Origin of the sequence: Sphingomonas sp. SORGH_AS_0789 (assembly GCF_031453055.1) — a bacterium.
Lineage (GTDB): Bacteria > Pseudomonadota > Alphaproteobacteria > Sphingomonadales > Sphingomonadaceae > Sphingomonas.
On record NZ_JAVIYV010000001.1, the window covers coordinates 3,508,258 to 3,533,547 of the forward strand.

General features: G+C 65.6%; 16 protein-coding genes. All 16 read right to left on the reverse strand.

Going from position 1 to position 25,290, the window contains the following annotated elements:
* Nucleotides 1–169: 169 nt before the first annotated feature.
* The 16 genes from QE360_RS15910 to QE360_RS15985 all read right to left on the reverse strand — a co-directional run bounded on the left by QE360_RS15910 (nucleotide 170) and on the right by QE360_RS15985 (nucleotide 25,098).
* A complete protein-coding gene (locus tag QE360_RS15910) occupies nucleotides 170–1,801 on the reverse strand; it encodes a glycoside hydrolase family 32 protein (RefSeq protein ID WP_309703100.1) in 1,632 nt (543 codons plus the stop codon).
* Between the two features lie 126 nt (nucleotides 1,802–1,927).
* Entirely contained in the window at nucleotides 1,928–4,732 is a 2,805-nt protein-coding gene (locus QE360_RS15915) for a TonB-dependent receptor (RefSeq protein ID WP_309703102.1), read from the reverse strand.
* Between the two features lie 106 nt (nucleotides 4,733–4,838).
* On the reverse strand, nucleotides 4,839–6,338 hold the full coding sequence (locus QE360_RS15920; RefSeq protein ID WP_309703103.1) for a glycoside hydrolase family 32 protein: 1,500 nt from the start codon (nucleotides 6,336–6,338) through the stop codon (nucleotides 4,839–4,841).
* On the reverse strand, nucleotides 6,335–7,711 hold the full coding sequence (locus QE360_RS15925; protein WP_309703105.1) for a sugar porter family MFS transporter: 1,377 nt from the start codon (nucleotides 7,709–7,711) through the stop codon (nucleotides 6,335–6,337). The genes QE360_RS15920 and QE360_RS15925 overlap by 4 nt, the downstream gene beginning before the upstream one ends.
* Nucleotides 7,704–8,666, reverse strand: coding sequence for an ROK family protein (locus tag QE360_RS15930; RefSeq protein ID WP_309703107.1), 963 nt, complete (start codon nucleotides 8,664–8,666; stop codon nucleotides 7,704–7,706). Before QE360_RS15930 ends, QE360_RS15925 begins: the two co-directional genes overlap by 8 nt.
* Nucleotides 8,667–8,878: 212 nt before the next feature.
* Nucleotides 8,879–9,964, reverse strand: coding sequence for an ROK family protein (locus QE360_RS15935; RefSeq protein WP_309703109.1), 1,086 nt, complete (start codon nucleotides 9,962–9,964; stop codon nucleotides 8,879–8,881).
* A gap of 211 nt (nucleotides 9,965–10,175) precedes the next feature.
* Nucleotides 10,176–11,036 (reverse strand): substrate-binding domain-containing protein, encoded by an 861-nt coding sequence (locus tag QE360_RS15940; RefSeq protein WP_309703111.1) that lies wholly within the window; start codon nucleotides 11,034–11,036, stop codon nucleotides 10,176–10,178.
* A 148-nt stretch (nucleotides 11,037–11,184) separates the two neighbouring features.
* On the reverse strand, nucleotides 11,185–12,267 hold the full coding sequence (locus QE360_RS15945; protein WP_309703113.1) for a YdcF family protein: 1,083 nt from the start codon (nucleotides 12,265–12,267) through the stop codon (nucleotides 11,185–11,187).
* A gap of 5 nt (nucleotides 12,268–12,272) precedes the next feature.
* On the reverse strand, nucleotides 12,273–14,792 hold the full coding sequence (locus QE360_RS15950) for a TonB-dependent receptor domain-containing protein (RefSeq protein WP_309703115.1): 2,520 nt from the start codon (nucleotides 14,790–14,792) through the stop codon (nucleotides 12,273–12,275).
* A 91-nt stretch (nucleotides 14,793–14,883) separates the two neighbouring features.
* Nucleotides 14,884–16,908 carry a glycoside hydrolase domain-containing protein gene (locus QE360_RS15955; RefSeq protein WP_309703116.1) on the reverse strand — a complete coding sequence of 675 codons (2,025 nt, stop codon included), beginning with the start codon at nucleotides 16,906–16,908 and terminating at the stop codon, nucleotides 14,884–14,886.
* 273 nt (nucleotides 16,909–17,181) lie between these two features.
* Nucleotides 17,182–17,790: a hypothetical protein gene (locus QE360_RS15960; RefSeq protein ID WP_309703118.1), complete on the reverse strand. Its 609-nt coding sequence runs from the start codon at nucleotides 17,788–17,790 to the stop codon at nucleotides 17,182–17,184.
* A complete protein-coding gene (locus QE360_RS15965) occupies nucleotides 17,787–18,134 on the reverse strand; it encodes a thioredoxin family protein (RefSeq protein WP_309703120.1) in 348 nt (115 codons plus the stop codon). Before QE360_RS15965 ends, QE360_RS15960 begins: the two co-directional genes overlap by 4 nt.
* 52 nt (nucleotides 18,135–18,186) lie before the next feature.
* Nucleotides 18,187–19,632, reverse strand: a complete 1,446-nt coding sequence (locus QE360_RS15970) for a metallopeptidase TldD-related protein (RefSeq protein WP_309703122.1) — start codon at nucleotides 19,630–19,632, stop codon at nucleotides 18,187–18,189.
* A complete protein-coding gene (locus tag QE360_RS15975; protein ID WP_309703124.1) occupies nucleotides 19,629–20,981 on the reverse strand; it encodes a metallopeptidase TldD-related protein in 1,353 nt (450 codons plus the stop codon). The genes QE360_RS15970 and QE360_RS15975 overlap by 4 nt, the downstream gene beginning before the upstream one ends.
* Nucleotides 20,978–22,762: an ATP-binding cassette domain-containing protein gene (locus tag QE360_RS15980; protein WP_309703125.1), complete on the reverse strand. Its 1,785-nt coding sequence runs from the start codon at nucleotides 22,760–22,762 to the stop codon at nucleotides 20,978–20,980. Before QE360_RS15980 ends, QE360_RS15975 begins: the two co-directional genes overlap by 4 nt.
* Nucleotides 22,763–22,779: 17 nt before the next feature.
* A complete protein-coding gene (locus tag QE360_RS15985) occupies nucleotides 22,780–25,098 on the reverse strand; it encodes a TonB-dependent receptor (protein ID WP_309703127.1) in 2,319 nt (772 codons plus the stop codon).
* Nucleotides 25,099–25,290 lie beyond the last annotated feature (192 nt).

Sequence of the window (25,290 nt, forward strand, 5' to 3'; positions counted from 1 at the left end):
AGTCCGAGCTGGGTGAGGGGTGGGCGCTCGCTCCGCGAGCGCGCGAGCCTCTGGGTTCGCTCACCCCCTCACCCAAGCTGCGCTAGCCAGCAGGCTGGTAAGCTTCGCTAACCCTCTCCCCTGTCCAGGGGAGAGGGGAAGAAGAAGCAATGCTGAATGTCGATCCGCCCTAGGCCCCCCCGAGAACCCGAACCTCGGATACTCGAACCAAACCACCGCTTGCGTTGAGGTTCAAGCTGGTCGCATTCCCTGGCGCATTGATGAGTTCGGAAAGAACGCTGTCACCGTCGTTGATGAACACCTCGATCGAACCGGCATCGAGGAAGATGCTGACCGTCACCTTTCCGCCAGCGGCTTCGCACCGTACGCTGCGAGTCTCGCGCCATGCACCATGGTCGGGCGGGTAAGGACCACTGGTGTCCCGTTTCACAAATACATGGCTTTTGTTCAGTTCGAAGCCGATCTGAGTGAAGTAACCTTGGCCGCCGCGCACCGACAGCCATACCCCGCCCGGCCATTCGGCACCGACGCGCGTGAGCGTCAAGTCGATCCGCTCGGCGATCATTCCGGCATCGGCGGGCCAGACATAGTCGCGTCCCTCGGCGATAGTCTGATCCGTCCCGAGCATCACGCTCTGGAACGCATTATTCTGGGCTGCGATCGGCGTCATGCGCAGGCTGGGCGTGCCGTCGAAGTTTCGCTGCAGTCGGATCTGGCGGACGATGCTCAACTGTCCGCGATAGCCGGCGGTGGCGGGCAGTTGATTGGCATAGGCCCAATTGTTCATCCAGCCCATCGTCCACGCCGCGGCACGCGGATCGGCCGCTCGCGGATCCTGCCACACCATGGCGGCATAATAATCGGCCCCGCCGTCGAGCCAGCGGCCGGTCGCGCTGTCGGCGGTAAAGCCGGTCCCGTCAAAGCTGCCCACCCAATAATAGCTGCCGCCGGTAAAGCCGCCGCCCGTCCCGTCGCCGCCGACCAGCAACACCCATTTGTCGACGCCCGTGGCCCCGTTCGCATCGTAGAGGTGCAGCGGGAAGAGGTGCGAACATTCCATCACCCCGCCGACCAAGGTGGAGACAAAGCCGCTGGCATAGCTCCACTGTTTCAGGTCGGGAGAGGTGTAGAACCCGATCTTGCCCTCTTCCGACAAGGTCATGACCCAACGCGACGTGGGTGCATGCCAGAACACGGTCGGGTCGCGGAACGGCTTATTGCCCGGAAAATTGGGATGGACGATCGCGTGGAAGGCGAAGCTCGCCCCGCCGTCGCGCGAATACCACAGCGCGGTCGACTGGTTCTGTCCGGCGGCATTGTCGGCGGGCATGGTCGCCAGCGCGATCAGCGTGCCCGCCCCGAAACCGGCGGTGTCGTCGGTGTCGATCACCGCGCTGCCGCTCCATACATCGCCGAACGCCGTCGTCCGACGTGGAATCGACACGCCGCGATCGGTCCAGGTGACGAGATCGGTCGAGGTCCAGCGGCGCCATTCGGTGCCGCCATTCGGCCATGTGGGATTGTAGAGCGCCCACATCGTCCAGCTGTCGCCGATCCGCACCGGGCGCTGCGGATCGTTGATCCAGCCGCCATCGGGCGCGGCGATATGATAACGCGGACGGCCGCCGACCGCCGCCGGGGCGGGGCTTTGGGTCGGGCTGGGGGTCGGCGTCGGGGCCGGAGCGAGTCCGGCGGCCGAGGCGCTGCCCCCTCCCCCGTCGCCCGATCCGCCACAGGCGGACAGCATGGGCAGGGTCGTGATGAAGCCGAGCGTCTGACGACGCGAAAATATCGATGCCATCTGCTTCCTCTCCGCGTGCGACGAGCCGCCGCACGTCATCCTCCGCGCCTCGCTTCTTCAAGCGATCGCGCGATATTCGCATCGGGATCGTCCGGCGGACGCGGCAAGGCACGTCCGCCGCCCAGATTACATCTTGAAGCGGACGCCCAGACTGAAATAGCGCCCCTCCACCCGCAAATCGCGGCCAAAGAACTGCGTCTCGTTGTAGAAGCGATAGTTCTTGAACGGCTGCGCCAGAATATTGCTGACGTTCGCGACCAGGGAGATATTGCGGAACGCGTCGTAGCTGGCCGAAAAATCGAGCCGGGAGACCGGCCGCACCAGCTCACCGGCATATTGGTCTTCGTTGATATTGCGGTTGTAGCTGGTGACGTAGCGCGATCGCCAGTTATAGGACAGCCGCGCGGAGATGCCGCTCTTCTCGTAAAAGGCCGTCAAATTGTACGCCCATTTCGACAGGCCGGTAATCTCCACCTGCCGGTCGCCCTCGCCCAGCACGCGGGGCAACTGATTGGTGCCATCGAGATAGGTGACGTTGCCCTGGACGCCGAAGCCCGACAGCGCACCGGGCAGGAAGTCGAAAAAGGTCTGGAGCGACGCCTCGATCCCCTTGATCCGCCCGTCACCGGCATTTTCCGGCCGGTTGAGCTGGACGCGGCCATAGATAGGATCGGTCACGACCTGGGTATAATAGCCGATGAAACCATTCAGGTCGCGATAGAAGGCGGCGACCGATGCCGATCCGTTCTTCGAGAAATACCATTCGAGCGAGGCATCGTAATTCTTCGACGTCAGCGGTCGCAGATCGGGATTGCCGCCCGAACCGCTCGCGTCGAACACCGGCGGCGTGCCGTCGGGACCGGGGCTGTTGCGGGTGATGTTGATCGACGGATTGAGCTGGCCGAAGCCCGGCCGGGTCCGCGTCTGGGTATAGCCCAGCCGTATCTGCCATTCGTTCGAGAAGCGGATCCGCGCGATCGCGGAGGGCAGCACATCGACATAATTCTGGCGCGTGACGCTGGGGACGATGCCGACTGTACCGTCGGCGGCCTGCACCCGGCTGAACCCACGATAGGTGCCGTCGGTGTTGACGATGCGCGCGCCCACCGTGCCGTCGAGCCGCACCCCGCCCAGGTCGATGTCGTATTTCGCCTGGCCATAGCTGGCATAGCTCGCCTCGCTGGCGGTGAAGCCGCCCAGCGGATCGAACGGGATCTCGGCGGTGGCGAACTTGGTCACCGCCCCGCGAATGCCATTGTCCGAGGGGAATAACAGGGTCGCGCGCTGGACCGATTGCAGCGCCAGCAGGCGCAGGGCCTCGCCATTGTCGCGGATCGCATCGCGACTGGGGGCGAGCCAGTTCTTGAAGCGTTGCGGATCGTCGCGAAACCCGTCGGTGATAAGCCCGAGCGCCCCCGTCGGCAGGCTGTCGAGCGGGATGTTCAGCCCGGCGGTATAGGCATAGCGATTGTTGTTCTGCGAATAGGCGTTGCGATCGCTGGCGCGGAAGCCGAATTGCAGCCGCGGCAGCCAGTCCCAGTCGGTTTCGAGATCCAGGTCTATGCGACCCTGGACGCCATCGCCCTTGGTCACCAGGTCGCGCTGATAATAGCCGCGCCAACGGCTATTGGCCGGATTGTCGATGGCATAGCCGCCCAGATCGAACACCGCCGATCCGCGCACGTCCCAGTCGACATTGATGGTGGGCGCGCTGGCGAGCTGGGCGTCGAGGCTATATTCCGACGCCTGATATTTGCTGTTGGTATAGGCGAAGTCGCCCGACAGCGTCGCGCGGCCGGTGGTCCATTTGAAACCCGCCGCCGCCTGCCACGTATCGGTGCGGTCATTCTGGGTCGAACGATAGAATTCGGGGACGTAACCGCCGGTCTTGGTGAAGCTGGCCGCCTTGTCCGGCTCGCCGGGCACCAGCACGACATTGCTCAACGTCGGGGCGACGCCGCTCGCATCGCGGCGTTCGAAATTGACGTTGAACGCATCGCGCAGCACCTGGCCGCGATAGGCCTGCCACAGCCCTTCGGCGAAGACTTCGAGATCGGGGGTCGGACGCCACTGGATCGTGCCGTTGACCGCCGGGCGGTGGCGCACGCCCTTTTCGTAGAAATTGCCCGCATTGGCGGGAAAGCGGAAATCCATGCCCACGCCCGGCGTGGTCACGGTCAGGTCGTCGGCGGCGTCGTTCGCCCCGAAGCCGCGCGGCGAGATAATCGCGGAATCGGCATAGCGATCGGCGTTGCGATAGGTGGTGCGGACATAGCTGACGTTGATCAGCGCGCCGACCTCCCCGATCGGCGTATCCCAGCGCTTGGTCAGCAGCAGATTGCCCGCCGGGTCGAACGCCCGCGCCTGATCATTATAGGACGCGCGCAATTCACCCGCGATCTCGGTATCCTTGACATCGAACGGGCGGCGGGATCGCAGATTGACCAGCCCAGCAAGCCCCGGCTCGATGAGGTCGGACGTCCCCGATTTATAGACCTCGATCCCCGCCGCGACGCCCGCCGGAAAATCCTGAAGGTGCAGCACGCGGTCCTCGGCCGAGAAGAATTCGCGGCCGTTGAAGGTGGTCGCGACATCGGGCAGGCCGCGCACCAGGATCACCCCGGCTTCGTCGTTATAGCGCTGGACGGTGACGCCGGTGACGCGCGCAATCGCTTCGGCGGCATTGTTGTCGGGCAGCTTGCCGATGTCGTTCGACACGATCGCATCGACGATCGACGCGGAGTTGCGCTTGATCTCCTGCGCCGATCCCAACGCGGCGCGATAGCCGGTGACGACGATATCGGCGCTGGCATCGTTTTCGGGCGCGGCATCGGCCTGCGCCTGGGCGCTCCTGTCCTGTGCGGCGGCGGGATTGGCGGCAAGCGGCACCAGCGCACTGGATGTCAGCAGGGCGAGCAAGGTCTTCGGCATAAATCCTCCCAGATTTCCGTTATGTTTTTTTTGATTTTCAAAAGATCGACGGGGTGGGCATCAGCCCGGCGCGATCGCTTCCACCGTCATGACGAAGCCGTTCATGTCAGCGCGAGCCCCCGGTCATCGGCCACGCCTGCATCGTCAGCCGCGCCGATCCGCCCCTTGCGCTCGCGCTCCAGCGAAGCGGGCCGCCACCGCGAAAGAAGCGGTCGGTAATGGTGCGCGTGCCGTCGCCGACGAACACCTCCAGGATCGACTGATCGGCCAGCACGCGCAGCCGCACCCGCTTTCCCTTCAGGTCGACCGGCGCGATATGGCGGGTGGCGAAACCGTCATGGAAATGCGGCCCCGAGCGGGTGCGGTCGACGAACACCTCGTCGACGGTCGGGTTGACGCCAATCAGCGTCTGGTAACCCTGTTCGTCGGTCAGGGCGATCGTCACCTGCTCCGCCGTGCCGGTGTCGAGATCGAGCATCAGGTCGGCCGAGCCGCCCGCGATCGGCAGATCGACCGGCGTTTCGCCGAGCGGCGCGGCGAAATCCCGTCGCTCGCCGCGCAGGCTCGCCACCTCGCGCACCGGTGCCTGGGCGATGCGATAACCGGCGGGCGTCTTCTTCAGCGTTACCTCGCGCGGGACGGTCATCAGGCCGCGAGCGGGCCAGGTCGGTATGGCCTCGGCATAGCGCCAGTCATTCGCCCAGCCGATCCAGATGCGGCGCGGGTCATCCTTGGGCAGGTCGTTCCACGACACGGCGGCGTAAAAGTCCGCGCCATAGTCCATCCACTGCGCTTCGCCGGGCCAGCCCGGCACCGGGGTGAAGCGCTTGCCGTCGAAATCGCCGACGAAATACTGCCCGCCCGAACCCCCGCCGACCGCATTGTCGCCGAGATTGATGCCCAGCACCCAGCGCTTCTTGCCCGGTGCGCCGCCTTCGACCGGCAGTTCGAACAGATCGGGGCATTCCCAGTTCTTGCCCCGCCCGCCAGCGGGCCCGAAGCTGCTGGCAAAGGTCCATTGCTTGAGGTCGGGCGAGGTGAACAGCACCGCGCGGTTCTCCAGCGCCATCACCGCCACCATCACCCAGCGCTTCGTGGGGGCGTGCCAGAACACCTTGGGATCGCGGAACTCGGGCGATCCGACGCTCAGCACCTCGCCATGCACGGTCCAGGTCCGGCCGCGATCATTGCTATAGGCGACATATTGCGATTGCAGCTTCGCCTTGGGATTATGCCCCGTATAGATGGCGACCAGCGGCGGCTTGCCGTCCCGGCCGAAGCCGGTCGTGTTGTTCCAGTCGACCACCGCGCTGCCCGAAAAGGCCATGACATCGGCGGTCTCGGGGATGGCGATCGGCAGTTCCTGCCAATGGACCAGATCGCGGCTGACCGCATGGCCCCAACTCATATGCCCCCAGCGATCGCCATGCGGATTATACTGGAAGAACAGATGATACTCGCCGTCATAATAGACGAGGCCGTTGGGGTCGTTCATCCAGTTGCGCTGCGGCGCGAAGTGATAGGTCGGGCGCGGATCGGGACGCTGCGCCGACGCGGCGGAGGCCAGCGCGATCCCGGTCATCGCGAGGAGGGCGATGGTCTTCATGCCGCCTGCCCCTTCAGGTTCATGTCTTCGAGGGCGACGCCGTTGGTCTCCGGCATCACGCGCAGCGTCCAGAGCAGTTGCAGCAGCATCATCGCGCCGAAGAATGCGAAGACCCAGCCGCCGACCGCGCTCGCCACGATCGGGAAAAGCCAGGTGATCGCCGCCGCCGCGACCCAGTGGGTGGTGGACCCCAGCGCCTGTCCCTTGCCACGTACCGCGCTGGGGAAGACTTCAGAGATGAACACCCAGATCACCGCCCCCTGGCTGATCGCGAAGGCGGCGATGAAGGCCAGCAGGCCGCCCAGGATCAGCGTACCGTTCGGGGCGCTGCGTTCGAGCTGCCAACCGACCAGCAGCAGCGCGGCGGCGCACACCACCGACCCGACGATCAACAGCGGCTTGCGCCCGAACCGATCGATGAAGAACAGGGCGGCGACGGTGAAGAGCAGGTTGGTACCCCCGACCGCGATCGACTGGAGCAGTGCGCTGTCGGCCCCCGCCCCCGCGAGTTCGAAGATGCGCGGCGCATAATAGAGCAGCGCGTTGATGCCCGACAGCTGGTTGAACAGCGCGATGGCGATTGCGCAGGCGACCGGGAAGCTGTGCGCGCTCTGGAACAGCCGGGCATCGCCCTGCCCCGCATCGCGGCGTTCCGCGGCCTCGATCCGCGTCAGTTCGGCCGCAGGGTCCAGGAAGCCGAGGCGCGCCATGACCTGCACCGACTTCGCCTGTTGCCCGTGCACCGCCAGCCAGCGCGGGCTTTCGGGCAGCAGGAAGGTCACGGCTAGGAACAGCGCCGAGGGCACCGCGACGATGCCGAACATCCACCGCCACGCCGCTTCCGGCGGCAGCGCCTGCGCAATCAGATAGTTGCTCAGGAACGCGATCAGGATGCCCAGGACGATGTTGAGCTGGTTCATCGCCACCAGCCGCCCACGGAACTTCGCGGGCGACACTTCGGCAATATAGATCGGCGTCACCACCGATGCCGCGCCGATCGCAAGGCCGCCCAGAAACCGGAACGCGATCAGCATCGGCCAGCTCTGCGCAAGCCCGGCGCCGAGTGAGGAAACGACATAGGCGATGGCGACCGACAGCATGATCGCCTTTCGCCCATATCGGTCGGCGGGCGCGCCGGTGACCAGCGATCCGATGACGGTTCCGATCAGCGCGGAGGCGACGGTGAACCCCAGCGACGCATCGGTGAGGGCGAAGCGTTCCTGCAACGCCTGCGTGGCCCCCGAAATGACGGCGGTATCGAATCCGAACAGCAACCCGCCCAGCGCCGCCCCGGCCGCGCTCAGCACGATCGCGATCGTCGCCCGTGCATCGTCCACATCCTGCCGACCGTCCGGCATGGTGATGCTATGCATCGACCGTCTCCTTGTTCGCGTGAAAGGGTTCGGCCATGCGCCAGTGCATCGGCCATTGCCGTGTCGCGGTGCGATAGGCGAGCGCCAGCGCGCCGGTCAGCCCGGCGGAGGCCCCGGCGGTCGGCGCAGCGAGATATTGGTCCATGTCGATCGCCCGCATACTGGCATCATAGCCCGCGAGCTTCGCGACCAGCGCGGATCGCACCCTCGGGTACATTTGCGGCTGCATCACCCCGCCGCCGACGATGATCCGGTCCGGGCGAATGACATAGGTGAGCGTGGCGCAGAGTGCGGCGATATAGTCCGCCTCCATATCCCATGCCGGATGGTCGGCGGGCAGGCGTTCGGCCGGTACGCCCCAGCGTGCACGCATCGCCGGACCAGAGGCCAGCCCCTCCAGGCAATCGCCATGAAACGGACAAATGCCCTTGAACGCATCGTCGCCGGGCGCGCGCGGCACCATGATATGCCCGGCCTCCGGGTGGTTCGCCCCGCCATGCGGCGCGCCACCGATCAGCAAGCCGACGCCGATCCCCGTACCGATCGTGACATAGCAGAAGCTGTCCAGCCCCTGTCCGCTGCCGAACAGCCGCTCGCCCACCGCCGCACAGTTGACGTCGGTGTCGAGCGACATCGGTGCGTCCGTCATCCGGCGCAGATGGCCGAGCAGGTCGACATTTTCCCAACCGGGTTTCGGGGTCGAGGTGATGCTGCCGTAATCGGCCGACAGCGGATTGAGCGAGAGCGGCCCGAAGCTGCCGACCGAAAAGGCCGACAGATCGCCATGGACGCGCTGCGCCTCGCGGAAAAAGGCGCTGGCGGTGCCCAAAGTCTCGGCCGGGGTCGTGGTCGCGATCCGGGTTTCGGCGAGGATCGTCCCATCACGATCGGCAACGGCGCACAGGAACTTGGTGCCCCCGGCCTCGATCCCGCCAAGCAGCAGCGGTTCGGTCACCACGAGCAGCCCGTCCGCCTTGTACGCCGAGATACGGTCGCCATCGTCATCCTCCCATCACCTGCCGCTATTGCGGTCGATGCCATTAAATCTACTAGTGTGATTTAGTTGGTCAAGGACAAATTTTGCGGCTTTTCAGGGGCTTGCAGAGCAATCGTTTGCCGTTAGCGATACCAGGCACCCCTCACGCGGTCAGTTCAAGCGAAAGTCGACTAGTTGCGCTTGAACAAGCTGCTGAGATCAGGCGAATACTGTGCGTGCAGCGGCAACAGTCCTGCACCGATCGCTGCGGCCTGCCGCCCCAGCGTGCCAATGCGCAGTTCGGGCGCGAAGAAATCGGGCGGGGCATGTTCGGCGAGCTGCCGTTCCACCGCCGCCGCGATGTCGGCCATCTCCTCCGCTGCCAACGATCCGTCGAGGATGACCGCTTCGAGATCGAGCAGGCTGTTCGCACCCGAGATTGCGAAGGCCAATGCTTCGGTACAGCGCCGTCGCCAGCCCTCCAGTTCGGCCGGCGTCGCCGCGAGATCCCGATCGTAGAGCGAGGCATGATGGATCAGCGAATCGCGCCGACCATCGGCCATGACGGGCATCGACGCCAGCGCCCCGGCATTGCCATGCCGCCCCTGCACCACCTGCCCGCCAAGGACCAGCCCCCCGCCGACAAAGGTGCCGAGGTTGATCAGAAGATAACTCTGGAGGTCGGCCCCCGCCCCGCACAAGAGATGCGCCAGCGCCGCCGCATTGCCGTCATTGTCGAAAAAGGTCGGCCAGTGCAGTCCGGCGCGCAGGCGGCTGGCAACATCGCCGCGCCGCCACTCCTCGGCCTGATCCTCGGAAATGCCGAGCTCGTCGCGCCATTCGCCCAGGAACCACGGCATCGCTATGCCAATGCCCAGAAAGGTGCTGGGATCGCGCAGCGACGCCGGCAGTTGCTCGTGCAGGAACCGGTCGATCCGTTCCACGACCAGGTCGATGGTCGGAAAGGCGCTGGCATCGCAATGCACCGCCTTTTGCTGCCCGTCGAAGTCGAGCAAGACCAGCGTCATGGCGTTCCGGCCGATTTCCACGCCGACCGTGTATCCGCGCGCCCCGTTGATACGATAGACCGTGGCGGGCTGCCCCATGCCGCCCGTGCGCTTCTCGGCCTGGAACAGCAATCCGTCGCTGTCGAGTTCGTCGATGATGCGGACCACGGCCTGGGGTGACAGTCCCGTCACCCGCGCCAGTTCGGCCTTGGATGCACCGTTTAATCGCCGGATCGCCGACAGGATCAGCCGCTCGTTATACCGCCGCATTCCGCTCGCGTTCGTGCCCTTTCGCACCCCATGCATATGGGCATCCGCTCCTATCGAACCATCGTTATCACCCTGTGATACACGGGATTCGGCAGAAAGTACCGCTTCACGCGCGCATTCATGGTGCGGGCGAAGTCAGAGCGTGATGGGTGGCGGCACGCATATCGCTACGACGCCGGACACCCCTGACGGCGGGGATCGGTCGCTTCGGCTACCCGCGCGTCGTGACATCCGCCGTCCGCTCCTTCCCCGCATTGGCCATCGTCGAGCGTCGCGGAATAAGGGTCGGCGCTGCCATCTGGATCGGCTCGCATGGCCGACTGCGGCCCGAAATGAGCAGGTCGAGTGCGGTCATGGCGATCTGATCGAAGGGCACGCGGAGCGTCGTGAGCGGTGTTGGAAGGCAGCCTACGATGGGAATGTCATTATATCCGACCAGTGATACGTCCTCGGGCATCCTGAGCCCGAGGTTGAGCAGCGCCGACATGGCCCCGATCGCCGTATTGTCGTTGACCGCAAAGATCGCCGTGGGTGGCGACGACAGACGCATCAAGGTCAGTGCCGCATCGGTGCCGGCATCAATGCTGAACGTCGAGTCGACGATGAGATTGGGGTCGGGGCCGATGCCCTGTTCGCCAAGCGCCCGAAGATATCCCTCCTGCCGCCCCCTTGCACTGGAGGCATAGCCCGGCCCCGCAATGATACCGATCCGCCGATGGCCCAGGTCGAGGAGATGCCCGCCCAGCCGGTCGTCGCCGATGGAGGACAGGCTCTTGCCGTCGGTCCTGAGCGCCAGCACGAACGGCACGCTGCGTTTGGCCAGAATGTCGGGCAGATCGTCATCGTCGCGTGCGGTGGCCAGGATCAGCCCATCCACGCCACGCTGCAACAGGGACTCGGCGGCCCTTAGCTCGCCCTCGACCTGCTCGTCGGTCGTCGCGACCAGTGCGATACGACCGGTTCGCCCGCATGCCCGGGCAATGGCTTCGTACAGCATCGCCATGACCGTGTCGGTCAGCCTGGGCACGATGACACCGATCGTCATCGTCTGCCCCCAGCGCGGCCGCAACATCGAGGATCGTCACCCTGCCCGGCTTGGTGTTGCCATCCATCTTCGCGATGCCCCGTTGACGCAGACCGAATTCGGCCGCCTGCTCGTAAAATCTGGCATTCGGCCTGCGTGTCTCTATCGACGAAGCCGCATTGTTGGGCATGCCCGTTCACGGATCGAGCGGGTCCGCGGGATCGATGCGCAGCGCCTCGCGGGATGGCTTCATGGCGATCGCGGTAAGGGCGATACGCCCATCGGCGGTGGCGGGCTGATAGCCGAGTTCGCGGCGGTTGCGCTCGACAAAGGCCGGGCTGGCGACCGCATCGATATGGGAGGCGTTGCTGACCACGAGCATGTCCCGGTCGAGCGGCGCGCCCATCGCGATCAAGCGGCGCGTCGCGTTGCGGACATTCGTCGTCGTATGCCGCGCATAGGGTTCGACCACGATCGCGTCCGCCGGAATACCATAGCGTTCGATCAGGGCGCGCCGCATCTCCAGCGCCTCGACATGCGGTGTGTCGCGTGGATGCACGGCACTGCCGCTGACGATCAGAAACGGCGCTGCGCCCATGGCAAATTGCTCGGCGGCGACGCGCACATTGACCTTGTTCTTGGCGCTGAGCGGCGTTTCCAGGTCATCCGGCCCGACCCCGAGGACCAGGATCGCGGTGTAGCGATAGCGGATCCACGCCATGGTCCGCGCCCGCCGGATGGCGGCGGCATTATACCGCTGATCCAGGGGCTCGAAGGCGACGGCCGCGTTCTTGTCATTGGCATCGAGCAGGGCAAGCGCCAGCGACAGGCTGATGTCGCCGCCGACCGCCGGATCGCCGCACTGCGCCCCGGCCATGACGACCGCATCGGCCACCTTGGCCGCAAAGGCCTCGCTCCCGAACGGCGCGTCGGACCCGTCGATCAGCGGATAGCGCGGCAGTTTGCCGACGCCGTACACGCGCAATATGTCGTTCAGCCCGTCGACCTGCCGCCGCACATCATCCCCATGATCCGGGGAGCGCGCGGCCAGGGCCTCCCGCTCCTCGTCACGCAGGATCGCGGCCGCGACGACGCAATCAGGCACTCCCGCGCAGGCGGCGACGCGCCGATCCCGTGCATCTCCCGCCAGCGGCCCGTGCAGCGCCGGAAACAGCCGCGCCGCCATCGCCGCCAGCTGGGTATCCCGTACCGCTGGCGCGGCGGCGGGCAGCGGCTGGGCGATGGAGATCGCCAGCGCCGCCGCCATCAGCCGCCCCATGGGCCTCACCAAGCCTTGCTGACGACGAAGCGGACGCTGCGCCCGAAGATCGGGCGGCCATAGATCGCATCGCGCGAAGTCTGCCCGTCGAGCTGGTCGGTGCGCGGATTGCCCTCGGTCAGCCCCTTGTTGTTGAATATATTGTCCCCGACGACCTGGAACTGGAACCCGCCATGGGTCAGCGTCGCGCCGAGCCCGAAGGTGTTATAGGCGGGCAGGCCGGTATTGTTGAACAGGTCGACATACCGACGTCCGACGAACTCGTAGCGGCCATAGACCTCCACCTGATCGCTACCTGCATCAAAGGCGAAGGTCGGACGGATATTGCCGAACACCTTGGGCTCGCGGATGATCTGCTTGCCGTTGACGGCGGAAGGGTCGGCGCCCGAGCTGTTCTGCAGATTCTTGTACTTGGGCTCCTGATAGGTGAACGAGCCGGAGACGAAGAACCAAGGCGCCGGGGCCAGCGTGCCGTCGACTTCGACGCCCTTGACCTCGGCCTGGCCGATAAAGGGCACCGACTGGTCGTTGCGGCCGGTCGTGGGGTTGAACGCCACGAACGAGGCGTTGAACGGATCGAACTTCGTATAGAAGCCCGTCATATAGAGGTAGTTGCGCCCGAAGGATGCCTTCAGCCCGGCCTCATATTGGTCGGCCTGCGTCTTCACCAGCACGGGGTTGATATTGTAATAGCTGGCGGACTGCGGCGGCACCTCCAGATGCGACGCACGCAGATAGCCGCCGAAATGGGTGCTGACGTCGTAGTTGATGCCGATCGTCCAGTTGGTCGCGACCGGGCTGTCCTTGCGTGTCTGGCGCCCGCCATCGAAGCTGCGGACGCTGTTGTCGGCGAGCGTGGCGGGATCGCCCAGATTGACCGAGGTCGATGTCAGGCCATAGCCGCTGATATTGTACCATTCATGGCGAATGCCGCCATCGATGCGCAGGCCGGGCGTCACCTCCCAGGTGTCGTTGGCGTAGAGCGCATAGACGGTGGAATCGACATCGCCCTGGTTCAGCGTCGTGCCGTAACGCAGCACGCCCTTGTCGGTCACCGAGCCCAGCACGGCCCCGCTCGCCGAATAGGCGACGAGGTCCAGCGTCCGGGGCTGGCCGCGCACCTCCATCAGATAATCCTGATAGACCGCCTTGTTGGTCAGCCCATAGGCCGAGGCATAGCCGCCCAGCCGCACGTCATGCGTGCCGAAGCCCGTCTCGAATTTGCGCGTGACGCTGACATCGCCCTGCCCCGAATAGAAGCTGGAATCGACGCCGCGATACTGGCCCTGCACGACCAAGCCCGACGCGGCATAAGGGTCATAGGCCGTCGCGCCATTGGTCCCCGACAGCGCATAGCCCAGCCGCGCGACGGGCCCGAACGCGGCGGTCGCCGCACTCTGGAAACCATTGGCAAAGCTGTTGGCGTCGACCGGATTGGAGGTCGAATAGAGCGCGTCGAAGCGCAGCTTGCCCTGGGTGTAGCCGGTCTTGGCCGAGAACTGCCAGCCGCCAAATTCGGCGTCATATTGCAGGCCGATGTTGCCATATTCCATATGACGGCCATCGGCCAGATCCCGCGTCTCGCTGCGCACGACCCCGGCAGAGTCGCGGTACTTCAGCGTCACCCCGCGAAAGGCGGGCGAGTTCAGCGTGCCGTGGAAGAAATCGATATAGGGATTGAGCGACACCGACGGATTGCGCGGATCGGCGATCGGGATCGGCAGGTAGAAGCTGTTATGGTCGTTCAAATAGTTGACGCTGATCTTGAGCGTGCCGTTGTCGAGGTCGCGCTTGATATTGGCGCGGATCTGGCCGCCGCGATCATTGGGAAAGCCATTGTCGCGCTGCCCCCCATCCCGCCGCAGATAGCCCCCGATCGCATAATAGGTCCGCTCGCCCAGTGGCCCGGCCTGCATTGCATCCAGGCGATACAGATCGGTGGTGCCGACCGTCACCTGAACCTTGCCGCGCGTCGTGTCGGTGCCGGTCGCCGTGATCGAGTTTACGATCGCCGCCGCCTGGCTGGCGAAGATCGGCGCCGGGCCGCCGCGCACCACCTCGACCCGCTCGGTCATCAGGTCATAGCGGTTGAGGCTGTCGCCGCGGAAGAAATTGCCGTTGATGTCGTGGAACAGCGGCAGGCCGTCCTGCTGGAACACGGCATAGCCGTCATCGGTCGGAATGCCGCGAATGCGCGTGACGTTCTGCACCTCGCCGCCCGTCGCCTCGACCTGGATACCGGGCAGCTTGCCGAGAAGATCGGCGAAGTTCAGCGGGGCAAGCCGCTTCACATCGTCCTGCCCCAGCGAGTTGACCGCATAGGACACGTCGAAGCGCCGCTGCCGCCGCGCCGAACCCGTGACGATCACCTCTTCGCCGGTCGCCGACTGCGCCGCCATATCCGCCTGCGCGGCATCGGTCCTCGCCGTCTCGTTGGCCGTCTGCGCACTCGCCAGTTGCGGGGTGAGGAGAAGGGCCGCGCTCAGGGCGGTCGCGCGCAGCAGCGCGGCTTTGGCAAAGGTCATGATTTCCCCCGTTTCGGATGAATTGGCGGCTCCGATGCCCGTTGTTCGCGACAGATTTGTGAAGCTTTTGAGGGAAATGCATCAACCTGGATCAACGCGGCCGCGTCGTGACGGTCAAAATGCCCCCTTCCAGCAACGCATGATGCCCGACCCGCCAGTCCGCCAGCGTCCGTCCGTTCCAGTCCGCGCGGAGGACCACGCCATCGCGGGGGCCGATCCGCCGCACTGTCATCCGTCGCCCCTGCCCCAGATCGATGCTCGTGCGCGCAAATGCCGGCACCGTAACCACATACCAGGGCTCGCCCGGCACCAGCGGATACAGCCCCAGCGAGGCGAACACATACCAGGCGGTCATCGCCCCGGCATCGTCGTCCATTCCGTCGGCAAATCCCTGCGGCGCCAGCGCAAAGCTGTGGCCGACAAAGGGCTGCGGCAACTTGCCCGCATTGGTATAGGGATGCGCCATCGGCTGCGTCAGGATCGTGCGGACCAGATCGGCGGTCGCCTGGGGCTGCCCCGCCGCCGCGAACAGCCAGGGGACCTGGATGTCCGGCTCATTGGTCATGTTGAACAGGCCCGCGTCGAAAAAGCGGTGCAACTGCGCCAGCCACTCGGACGGGCCGACCGTCGCCATCATCCAGTCGAGATCGAACACCGGCGCCCAGCGATATTGCCACAACGTCCCTTGATACAGCCCCCTCGCCTTGACGGTATCGCCATCCGCGCCCTGCGTCTGAAAGACCGAACGCCACATCGGGCGATAGCCATAGGCCTGCGCGGAGAAACGGTGCGCCGTCGCCGCCTCCCCCAGGTCCCGTGCCAGCTGCGCGGTCGCCCAGTCGTCATAGGCGGCCTCGATCTGCTGGTCGGGCGTCTCGCGCTGGAGCGTGGCGCTGTCGGCCACCATGCCCGCAAGGGCCGCCCTGGCGTCGAACCCGGCGATGCCTTTGCGCCGCATGTCGAGCAGCGCGATCCCGGCATGTTCGGTGCGAACCGTCAGGAACGGCTCGTTCATCGTCGCCCATTGCGCCTTGCCGCGCCTATAGAGATCGGCGAGCGACCGGGCGATATCCTGGCTGCGTTCGGGTTGCAGCAGCGCAAGCAGGGGTAGCTGGGTCCGGTAATTGTCCCATAGAGACCAGCTCGCATAACGGGTCTGGCCGACTGCCGACCGGGCGATCGTGCCGTCATTCTCCCGATGGCAACGATCAGGATCGTCGATCGCGACGGGGGTCTGGAAGACCCGGAACAGCGAGGTGTAGAACAGCGCGCGTTCGGCACGAGACCCTTCCGGCCTTACCCGGCCGAGCACATTGTTCCAGGCGGCGCGCGTTTCGGCGGCGACCGCGTCGAACCGGCGATTTCCCAATTCCCGCTTGCGAACGAGCGCGGCGCCATCGACGTCGACACTCGACAGGCCCGTCGCCAGTTCCACGACGTCGCCGCGCCGCACATCGAGGTCCAGGGTCGCCAGGCCCTCCTTCACGGTCAGCGTGCGGTGGAGCGGGCGACCGTTCAATGTCACCAGGCTGGACGAAAAGAGACGGTAGAGCCCTTTGTCGCACACCGTCCCCGCCACCATCTCGGCGCGCAGGTCGTCGCTGTCCGCCGTTCGCCATGCGGCGGAGGCCCGCTTGGCATAGCTGTGCCCCGCATCGATCCACAGCACGACGCGTCCCGGCCGGCGCACCCGAAAGCGCAGCAGCCCCGCCCCCCGGGTCGCGGTGGCCTGTGCCGTGACACCATCGTCGGACGCGACCTGATAGAAGCCAGCACTCGCGCGCTCGCTGCGCTTGTCCATGACCGCCGGGCCGCTTGTCCCTGCGGGCCGCAACGATACGAGCAGGTCTCCACCCCCGCCACCGCAACCCACCCCGACGCCGCGTGTCAACGAAAAGCCGTGCAGTCGATCCGCCGCGAAATCATAGCCCGCATGGTTGGCGGGATCGGTATCGGGCCCCAGCTGCACCATACCGAATGGCGCCACCGCAGCGGGCGTCAACTGCCCGAAATCGGCCAGCGTCCCGACAAACGGATCGACCAGATCGGCAGGAGCATCGCGCCCGAATGCGGGTGTCGCGATCATGACCAGCCCAGCCGCAATGATGAATTTCATTCCTTGCTTCCCCGTTCGTCGCTCCGCCGAGCGAAAGGGCCATTCCCTATGCGCCTTTTTTGACGCCGCCATGACCTGCCGATCGGCTATGAGCCCGTTTTAGCGGGTAAAAGCCCTTTTGCGTTCATGTGGTACCGTGGCAAACGTCAGAAGCGGCATGGAGCCCGTTTTGACCGAACGGAATACACCTTGAGACGAAGGCTTGGGGCTATTTCCTGGGCACACCGGTCTTCGACACCGGGCGCGTGCTGCCCGACCTGCGCCGCCAATCCCTTATCGGGTTGCGCCCTCGATCCAAGCCGCGACCTCCGCTTTAAAAGCGCCAAAGGCGGCGTTCGCGGCCGTCAGGTTCACGCAAAATCTTTTCTCCAGAGCCGGGTTTGCGGCCATGAAAAGAGCGGGGATGTCCTCACGCCGGGGTTGCATCCTCCCGTCGCCCGCTTCGATCTCCGCCAGGATGACATGGGCGGCCTGCTCGTCCTCCTCCGTCCACCCGGTCGCCCTCGCCATCTGCTGGGCGCGGAGCTGGCAGATCGCCTGCATCATTTCGACCAGCCCCGCCCGCGCGGTCGCGAGCGGCCAGGCCGCGGCTTCCGCGACATGGCCAAAAGCCCGAACCTCGGCATCGCGGTCATCGCTCAGCGCGACGGCGGCGCTGCGCAGATTTCGCCATTCGGCGGAACCGGTCCGACCTTCGCGATGCGCCATGAGCAGAGCCTGCATGACGTTCCGTGCCGCCTCGGGCCATGGCTGGATGGCGTTCAGCATCCAGCAGGCCAGCCGCGTCGCATCATCGGCTCCGGCTGTCACGGGATCGGGCTCTTCCATCCCCAATGCGTGGCGGAGCGTCTCCATCGCGGGCACGGTCGTCGTGCCGTTCATTCCGCAGCGTCCCCGCGCTTCAAGGCGTCCTCGATCATGAGCGCAAGCCGTGTCCGTGTCATGCCACCGACATGGCGGTCGATGATCGCGCCCCTGCGGCGCGTGATCACCGTGGGCACTCCGCGCACGTCGAATTCTTTTGCAAGGCCCGGCGATGTTTCGATATCGATCTTTACCACGACGAGATCACCGGCATAATCCTGGGCGATATCTTCGATGGCCGGCGCCATGGCCCTGCACGGCCCGCACCAGGTCGCGCTGAAGACCAAAAGTTGCAGCGCCTCACTCGAGACGGGGTCGGCCGTTTCCGGACGATTTTCATGGCCGGGAAGAATCGTGGTCACGTTAGGTATCTCACTTTTCTGGGATTTTCTGGTTGGGTGCCGGGCACGATGATCACGACGCGCCGCCGACCATCATCGCATCGATCCGGATCGTCGGCTGGCCGACACCAACGTCGAGATGCTGGCCGTCCTTGCTGCAACTGGCGACCCCATCGTCGAGCGCAAGGTCTTGGCCAACCATCGAAATCTGCTTCAAGGCCTCATGCCCCACCCCGATCAGCGTCGCGCCCTCGACCGGGGCGGTGATCCGGCCATTCTCGATGAGCCAGGCCTGCGTCGTGGTGAAGTTGAACCGGCCGCTGACGATATCGACCTGCCCTCCCCCAAAGGCGGTGGCGTAAATGCCGTTCTTGACCGAGGCGATCACGTCGTCGGGTGCGTGGCGCCCGGCGAGCAGGAAGGTGTTGGTCATGCGCGGCATCGGCAGATGGGCATAAGATTGCCGACGCCCGTTTCCGCTCGGCCGGGCGTTCATCAGCCCGGCGTTGAGCCGATCCTGCATCAACCCCGTCAGCACGCCATCCTCGATCAACGTCGTGCGCATCGCCACCGAACCTTCGTCATCGACGCCAAGCGAGCCGATCAGGCCGGGCAAGCCGCCATCGTCGACCACCGTCACGCCCGGTGCCGCGATCCGCTCGCCGATCCGCCCGGTAAAGGCCGACTGCTTCTTGCGATGGTGATCGCCCTCCAGACCATGACCGATCGCCTCATGGAACAGGACACCGGGGTAGCCGGGCCCGAGCACGACCGGCATCATGCCCGACGGCGCCGGCCGGGCATCGAGATTGATACACGCCATCTCCACCGCCTGTGCGACGAGCCCGTCGATCCGGGCCTCGCTCACACCCTCGACCCCATGACGTCCGCCCAGCCCTGCCTGCCCCTGCGCGCGGCGACCTGCTTTTTCCGCGACGATGGTGACGAATACTTGCATCGTCGGCCGAACGTCACCCGCGACACGCCCGTCGAGATCGGCGACGAAGATGGTCTGGTCGACGATCCGCAAAAAGGCATCCACCCTGGAGACCCGCGGGTCCGCCGCGCGGGCGACCATGTCGATCCGCTCCAGCAAGGCGATCCACGGGCCAGCGCTGCCCGGCGCGTTCAGCGTGATCGGCGGATAGAGATCGTGAACCTGCGGCGTGCCGATCATCGGCACCGCGACCTCACCACCCTCCCCCCCGTCCAGCGCCCGAACCGCTGCCGCCAGCGTCGCGAGCGCCTCCGCACCCATGTCCGCCGAATGGGCAAAGGCAACTTGGCCGCCCCGCGCCGCGCGCGCCCCAACTCCTTGTCCGATCTGGTACGATCCGCCCGCGACGCGGCCGTCCTCCAGCCAGAAAGTCCGCGTGCGTTTCGTCTCGAAGAAAAGGTCGGCGAGGTCGGTACCCGCACTCGCCAGCTGGCCCAGCGCGCGGGACAGGTCACCCATGTCCAGCCCGGCGGGCGCCAGAATGCGCGCCATGGCGCTATCTATCGGGGTGCTGGGGGTCATGGCGCTCCTCCAATCTGCATGACATCGATCAGGATGGATCCGGTGGAAAAGGCACCGTGCCGCTCTACATCGTCACCGACCGCGACGATGCCGGTCAGCATGTCGCGAAGATTGCCGCCGACCGTGACGTCGGTGACGGCGTGGACCGGCGAGCCGTCCTCCACCCACGCGCCCGCGACGGCATAGGTCCAGTTGCCGGTCACGGGATCAGCCGCGCCCCCGTTCAGTCGGCGCACGATCAGCCCCCGCCCCATCCGTCGGCACAGGTCCGCGAATGATCCGCGCTCGGCCCGACTGGTCAGTACAAGGTTCCACGGGCCATCGGCATTGCCGGTCGATGCCATGCCCAGCCGCCGCGCCGACCGCGTGCCGAGAAACAGCCCCTCGACCGTTCCGCCCCCGATGATGGTGCGGCACCGACCCGCAATCCCTTCGCGATCGAAGCCGCCGCTTGCCGGACCGAAGGGTTCATAGGGGTTCTCGTATACGTCGAGATGGGGCGCTGCGGCGGCCTTGCCCAGCGCATCAGGCAAGAAGGTCGCGCCGCGTAGCTGCGGATTGCCGGACAGAGCGTTGACCAGGCTGCCGATCAATGCAATCGCAGCGCGCGGCTCGAACAGCACGGGTGCCCTCTGCCCCGCCACCGCGCGCGCTCCCAATTGGCCCGCCGCCCGTGCCACCGCGCGCTCGGCCAGTACTGGGACCGGGATCAGCCGGTCGAAGCGTCGATCGAAGCTGTCGGCGCTGTCGTTGACCGCACCGTCCGCATCGCGGGCCAGCGCCACCAGCCACAAGCCATGGTTGGAATATGCCTGCCCGCGACAGAAACCCGCGCTCGTCGCCAGCGCATGGACGCCCTCGCTGGACGAGACACCTGACGACACGGTTTCCAGCGTCATGCCCGGCCCCGACGCGGCGCGGATCAGCGCATCGCCCTCCAGCGCCATCGTTCGCAGCCGGGCGATATCGACCCCCGACGGCGCATCGAGCGGCGGCAGCGGCGTATCGACGGCCATGTCGGCCAGGAGAGGCGGCAGCGCGTCGGGGTCCTCGCCGACCAATGCCGCCATCGCATAGGCCTCGTCCACCGCCTCGGCGATCGCGTGCCGGTCGAGCGCCGCCGTACTTGCCGTTCCGCCCCGCGTCCCCCGATAGACGGTGACGCTGAGCCCCTGCCCCGCATCGCGCAGCGCCGTGTCCGTGGTCCCAGCGCGGGCCGTCACCCGCACGCCCGCCCCGGCGCTCGCCGAGGCGACGGCATGATCCGCCCCGATCCGCCGCGCGATCGCGACCGCCTGTCCGGCAACGTCCTCCATGTCCGCGACATCCGCAGCAAGCAGTCTGGTCATGATCGTGACTCCAGAGGTCCTGCCACCGCACGACCGTCGGCAATGATCAGCGCATGGTCGTGATAGCGGTGGAGCCGCTCGTCATGGACGACGCTGATGATCGTGACGTCGGTCAGACGCTGGCCGAGCAGATCGTGGAAATGCTGCGTGTTCGCCGGATCGAGCGCACTCGTCGCCTCGTCCAGGATCAGCAGGTCGGGCTTCTGGAGCAGTATCCGTATCAGCGCGATCCGCTGCTGCTCGCCAGGGGACAGTTCCTCGGACCACATGCGCAGGGCGTGCAGGTCATCGGCGAGATGCGGCAGATGGACCGTGTCGAGCATCGCGGCAATCTCGCTATCGGCATGATCTTCCGGCGCATCGGGAAAGCAGATCGCTGCCTTCAGCGTGCCGAGCGGCAGATAAAGGCGCTGCGGCACGAACATGGCCGTGCTCCGGTCCGCCAATGCGACCCGCCCCACGCCATCGGGCCACAGCCCGGCGAGTGCGCGCAACAACGTGCTCTTGCCCGCGCCCGACGGTCCACGGATCACCCAGCGTTCGCCCGCGCGCACCTGCCAGTCACCGACATCGACCAGCGGCTCGCCATGCGGGCGGCGGATGACGAGGCCAGCGGTTTCCACCGCGATCGCCGCCGAGGTGCCGACGGTCGCCGTGATGCCTGCCGGACGTTCGTAATCGATCGCATCGTCCAGGGCCTTCAAGCGGTTGATGTACGAGATCTGCGTCGCCATCCGGGGGTAGAGGTGGACGAAGAACCCCAGTTGCGGCACCAGTGCCTGAAAGGCGTCCCGGCCGCCCATGACCTGACCGAAGCTGATCGCGCCGGCGAAATAGCGCGGAACGAGGATGAACAGCGGGATGATGGATCCGATCCGATCATACAGGCTGTTGGCGGCGTTGAGGCCGATCAGCGACCGGATGACGGACCGCGAGGTCAGATAGATGTTCTGCAGGGCGGTACGAAGCGAGAGCCGCTCGGCTCCGATGGCATTGGCGAGCCCGATCTGAGGGGCGTTACGGCGGACATGGATCAGGTTCGACCGGAAATCCGCCTCGCGGTGCTGCCACCCCATCATCGCCCGGATATACGGCCTGCCCAGCAGCACCATCACCACGCTGCTCGCCAGCACGTACAGGACCGCATAGACCACCGTGCTACCCGGCATCGCCACATGCCGACCGAACAGCGCGAAGCGGATCGGTGCGGCGGTTTCGAGCAGGATCATGATCGATGAGGCAGCCGACACGACCGCGCTGACCAGGCTCAGCAGGATCGACAAGGTGCCGACCTCGGGATCGGAGACGAATTTCACGTCGTCGGCGATGCGCTGGTCGGGATTGTCGATCATCCGCAGCCGTTCGATTTCCGCATAGCGGTTGCGCGCCAGCCAGCGGTCCAGATAGGTCCGGGTCAGATGGACGCGCCAGCGCAGGCACAATATGCGGCGGACATAGGGTTCGATGGTCTCGAAGGCGACCTGCAACGCCAGGATGCCGATGAACGCAGTGAGCAGCGAGGCAAAGCCCGCAACGTCACGATTTTCGACGCCATCGAAGAAACGCTGTTGCCAACGGTTCATCAGTACGAAGAGCCATGCGCCCGCGAACTGGAATGCCAGCAGGACGATCAAGGCGCTCCACGCGAATTTCCAGTCCTTCGACGTCCAGTAATCGCGCAACAGGCCAAAGGCATGCCGCCACCGCTCGCCCGCCGGTTGTGGCCGGGCGAGCCCCGTTTCACGACGGGATTCACCGGATGGAACGGGTTGTGGCAACATCGATCAGCCAGCCTTCATCAACGGAAACGATAACCGACGGTCAGCCGCCATGTGCGCGGTTCGCCGAGTGGGACATAGCTTGTGGTGATCGTCGGACCGTAATTCCGGCGGTCGAACAGGTTGCGGACGCCCAGGTTCAGGTCCAGCTTGCCGATCGTAAGGAAGCCGTTGAGATCGGTCTGTACCGACGGGCCCACCCAATATTGCCCGGCCCTGTCGATGGCGGCACTCGATCGCCCATAGATGCCCGCGCCGAGACCCGCCGTCACGTCATCGGCCACGCGGTGGCGATAGGAGGCATAGGCGCTATACTGGTCGCGCGGCTGCAGCACCACCGTGCTCCCGACGTCCGCGTTGCCCGACGTCAGCATGGAATATCGGGTGCGGGTGAACGCGCCGCTGACCATCAGTCCTTTGAGGGGTTCGCCCGAGACGCTGACATCGACACCCTCCGCCAGTTGCGCGGGCAGATTGATGTAATAGAGCCGGTCGAGCGGATCGGGGACCTTGTAGTTGCTCTGGCTCAATCGAAACCAGGACGCATTGAGCAACACGCGCTTGTCGAGCAGATCGAGCTTGATCCCCGTCTCGGCATTGCGCGTCCGCGTGTCGGGCAACAGGTTCCGGCGTCGGTCATACTGAAAGCTGGCGATGAAACCAAAGGCGAGTTGGCCATAGACCGACACATTGTCCGTCACCGCGACCACCGCGCCATAGCTGGGGGTGACGGCGCCATTGGACGTATAGCGGGCCGTGGGGCCATCGCGGAAGCTCGATATGGCGTCGGACGATGTCTTGCGTACGCTGGCAAGCAAGGCGAACTTCCAATATTTCACCAGATACTGGGCATAATAGGAGGTCTGCTTGCCGGTGCCGGTGCTCGTCGTGAAGTAATCCCTTGGCAGGGGCGGCAGGGGTGGATCGCCCGCGACGTAATCATAGGGGAACATGTCGCCCGAGCCGGTATCGTCCGCGGACGTCTTGAAATTCGTCGCCATCGCGCCGGCGATCAGCTTGTGCTCGACCGGCCCGGTCTTGACCGCAATGCGGGCGTAGCCGTCGACCGCGTTGTTGGTGGCGTGCTGCTTCACGCCGCTCGTGCTGACGAGCACGAGGTTCGGGGCGAGCACGACGAAGGGCGAATATTGGCTGATGAACAGGTCGGTATTCTGATGCTGCCAGTGGCCCACGATCGTCAGCCAGCTTCCGACCGCCTGATTGACCTGCGCATCGTAGATGGTGCTCTTGATCTGCGAATACTGGTTCTGCCCACCGATCAGGGGCACCCCGGCCCGGATCGGCACGGGCCGCTTCGTCGTCGTATCGTATAGCGTATAGGGCACCATGCCGAAAATCTGGTTCCCGGTCGTGATGCTCGCGATGATGTCGGTCCCGCCCTTCTTGTAGCGGATCGAAGGGGCGAACAGATAATCCTCATTGCCGCGATAGCCGCCGAAATTATGGTCCGCGGTGGCCGCCGTCGCGATGATACGGGCGCTGACGCTGTCGTCGGCGGAGATGGACCGGTTCGCATCGACCGTTCCGCGCACCGAACCGAAGGAGCCGACCTCGCTCGACACGTACAGCCGCTCGTCGGCGCTCGGTTTCTTGGTGACGATGTTCACCGTCCCGCCCAGGCTGTCCCCGCCGAGCAGGATGGCATCGGGCCCCTTCAGGACTTCCAGTCGCTCGACATTGGCGATCGGCTGGGTGCTGCCCGCTGCGAAGCTGCTGTTGGACGGCGTCGGCAGACCGTTGACCGCCCCGCCCGACGAAAGACCGCGCACGGTATAGCCGACGCCGCCCTGAACGGTCGCGGCGTTGACGGTCACACCACCCGCGTTGCGCAGCGCGTCGGGCAGGCTCTGCGCCTGCTGCTCGGCCAGGAGCTTGGCGGAAAGGACCTGAACATTGCGCGGCTGATCGCGCAAGGTTTCCCCGGTCCGCGTCGAACTGGTCGCCCCCCGCACCGTCACATTGGTTTCCGCTTCATCGCGATGCGCGATGACGATGATGTCATTGACGACCAGGATGCTACCGTCACGCTCATGGCTGACGGCAAGGCGCAGGCCCCGCGTCGCCTGCCTGACCGCCGCCATCGCGTCGCGCGCGCCCTTCACCGACCGGGCGCTCAGCCCGCGCACCGCATCGGGATCGGCGTTGATCGTCACCCCCGTCTGCTGATGAATACGCGCCAGGGTGTCCTCCAGCGGCATCGCCGGCACCGTGGTGCGCTGGCCTTGCGCCGAGGCGGGCCCCGGCATCCCCCAGGCGATCATCGGCACCATCGCGATGGCCGCAACCCGAATTTGCAATTTCGCACGACGACTCAGCATGAAAGCCCCCTTCCCCGCGTCGCGGCCACACGTCTCCATGCCCTGTCGGACACCCATTGGAAGCGTTGGCCACGCCACGCTTTACAGCGATGACAGCGAGCCCCACCCTAGGGCGAGACGGTCGATCGTCGACGTCGTCCAAGACCATCGACGGTTCACTCTGCAGTCGCGAAGTCGGCCGCCGATTGTCAC